The organism is Gordonia sp. NPDC003425 (genome assembly GCF_053588635.1).
The window spans coordinates 1-2,472 of the sequence record NZ_JBSFQI010000037.1; the positions used below are offsets into that span (position 1 = coordinate 1).

Below are 2,472 nucleotides of genomic sequence, written 5' to 3' on the forward strand. Positions count from 1 at the left end.
GCCGGCATTGCCGCCACGACCGGGTTGCAGGCGGCGTTGTCCGGTGAGGAACTCGATGCCGTCGTTGCTCATGAGCGCGCACACCGGCGGCAACGTCATCACACCGTGGTGTTGGCGGCCCGCGCTCTCGGGCGTGCGTTCCCGCTGATTCCGTTGTTCAGCCGCGCGGGCCGTGAGGTCGCCGGCTTGGTCGAGCAAGCCGCCGATGCCCGCGCGGCCCAGCTGGTGGGTGCGTGGGCGGTCTGCTCGGCGTTGGGAACGTTGGCCCGTTCGGGACCTGTAGCGGGCCCGGTGGGTGTGTTGTCGATCAGCGATTCGTCGTCGGTGGGGCCTCGGTTGAGCCGCTTGGACTCCGGTCACCGGTGCCGGTCGCGACGTCATCATGTGGGTGCTGCCGCGGCGGTGGCTGGTGTGGTGGCGGTGCCGACCACGCTGGCGGTGTCCGGTGTCGTCTCGGCGATGGTGATCGCGATGTGTGTGTAGCCGAGACCGACCCGGGCAGGTCCGACCGCTAGGGGTTGTTGAGAAGCTGCTGCATCCTCGCGATTTCGCTCTCCTGATCAGTGACGATCTGACGTGCCAGAGCGATCGCCTCGGGCGATTGGCCGTCTTGAATCTCGGTCTTGGCCATGGCGATGGCGCCGCGATGGTGTTCGATCATCTGCGTCAGGAACAGGCGCGACGCCTCGGCTCCTTGCGCGTCGCGTAGCTGCTGCATCTGTTCTGGCGACATCATGCCCATCATCGACGGCATCGGGGAGGAACCCGGCGCCATCGACGTACCCATGTCCATGTTGTGTCCCTGGCCCTCGAGTGGGGCTCCCCATTGCTTCAGCCACGACTGCATCTGCTCGATCTCGGGCTGCTGAGCGTCTTTGATCTGCTGGGCCAGACTGACGACCTGGGGGTTGATGTTGTCCTTCTCCAACAGGATGTCGCTCATCATGATCGCCTGGGTGTGGTGCGGGATCATCTGCTGGGCGAACGAGATGTCCGCGCTGTTGTGTTCGGCAGAGGCCGCCGCTGACGATTCGGTACTGACCGTGCTGGTACCCATCCCCGACATCGAGGAATGATCCTCAGTCGAGGTGTCCGAACACGCGGCCACCACTGTCAGAACAGCCGCCGCGGCAGCAACGACGACACCGGTTCGTGTGACTCTCATCGATCTCCTCCTCAAGAGTGATACTTCGCTACCGCCCGGCAGCGCTTCGATAACAATTCTACTAACACCGATAGTAGTTAGTCGCCTGCCCGGCACCCACAAAACGGGCGGTGAACTGCGCAAACAAAGCCGCTAATGCCTGATTAGTTCGCTTCGTAGTGGAGCCGCGTGTGACTGGTGGGGCACAAGTGACTTGTGGTGTGATCTCGCGGGTACACGCATGGCACTCGTGCGTGGGTCTACGACGTCCGCGGGAAAGGTCCGACCGCATGCAGATGGTGTTGACATCGCTACGGGTCAAGGCGGGGCAGCAGTGGGGCCCCAAATCGCTGGGGGTGGCAGCGGCGGTGTGCGTGGGCGTTGCGCCTGTGATTGCCACCGCACCGGCGGCGGCCTCGACCGATGGACATGTGGCCGGGGAGCTGATCGCGATCGTGCAGGACTCGGTGAAGGCCGCTTTGGGTGGTGCCGCGGCGGCGAATTTGGGGAAGCCGATCACGCAGACGGCGTCCTGCCTGGGCGCTCAGGCCCAGTCGGGCAGCGTCGGCGATGCGGGCAGTGCAGCCGCACTGCAGTGCTTCGGCACGTTTTCGCTCATTGATCCGATAGACGGGTTCCGGATCATCGACGCGTTACCGCTGGCTCGGCTGGTAGCCACCCTGATCGCCGCAATCGTGCCGCACGATCCGAACGAGCCGCATGGCCCCCAGCCGCAGGAACCCGGAACGCCGACACCGCTGCTGCCCGGTAGTGGCGGTGCGGTGGCGCCGACTGCGGGCGAGATCACGTCCACCTTCGGTGACGGACGGGGCCATCAGGGCATTGATATCGGCAATGATCTGGGCGCGCCCATTGTCGCGGTAGCTGACGGGGAGGTCATCACCTCCGGACCTGCCGAGGGGTTCGGGTTGTGGATGCGGATCCGGCACGATGACGGCACGATCACCACCTACGGCCACAACGACGAGAATCTGCTCGAGCAGGGCGCGCGAGTACGGATGGGCCAATCGATCGCCACAGTGGGCAACCGTGGGGTCTCGACCGGCCCGCATCTGCATTTCGAGGTTCTCGACCCGACGGGAGTCAACGTCGATCCGGCACAGTGGCTGGCCGATCGCGGGGTGGTTCTGGCGATGGCCGCTGATGCAGACGCCCGCGCGCCGGGGCCGGTGGTGCCGCAGTGGGTCGGCGAACCACGCCTGTGACGAACCCGGCGTGGTGGGTGGCTCAGGAACGAACGAGGCGAGCGATGGCCGCCGAGGCTTCAGCGATCTTCTCCTGCGCCTCGTCCCCGCCGGCGTGGGCGG

3 protein-coding genes are annotated in these 2,472 nt (G+C 65.7%); 2 read left to right on the forward strand and 1 reads right to left on the reverse strand.

What is annotated here, in order from left to right; genetic code table 11:
• Positions 1–483: M56 family metallopeptidase (locus ACWDTD_RS20415; protein ID WP_449748940.1), on the forward strand; the 483-nt coding region annotated here is incomplete at its 5' end.
• Between the two features lie 28 nt (positions 484–511).
• On the opposite strand, the gene ACWDTD_RS20420 is transcribed toward ACWDTD_RS20415, so the two are convergent.
• Positions 512–1,165: a DUF305 domain-containing protein gene (locus ACWDTD_RS20420; protein ID WP_024499309.1), complete on the reverse strand. Its 654-nt coding sequence runs from the start codon at positions 1,163–1,165 to the stop codon at positions 512–514.
• 269 nt (positions 1,166–1,434) lie between these two features.
• On the opposite strand from ACWDTD_RS20420, the gene ACWDTD_RS20425 reads away from it, so the two are divergent.
• Entirely contained in the window at positions 1,435–2,370 is a 936-nt protein-coding gene (locus ACWDTD_RS20425; RefSeq protein ID WP_449748941.1) for a M23 family metallopeptidase, read from the forward strand.
• Positions 2,371–2,472: the final 102 nt, after the last annotated feature.

Excerpts from the sequence above, each read along its gene's own strand:
- ACWDTD_RS20420 (WP_024499309.1), bottom strand. The coding sequence starts at position 1,165 with ATGAGAGTCACACGAACCGGTGTCGTCGTTGCTGCCGCGGCGGCTGTT.
- ACWDTD_RS20425 (WP_449748941.1), top strand. The coding sequence starts at position 1,435 with ATGCAGATGGTGTTGACATCGCTACGGGTCAAGGCGGGGCAGCAGTGG.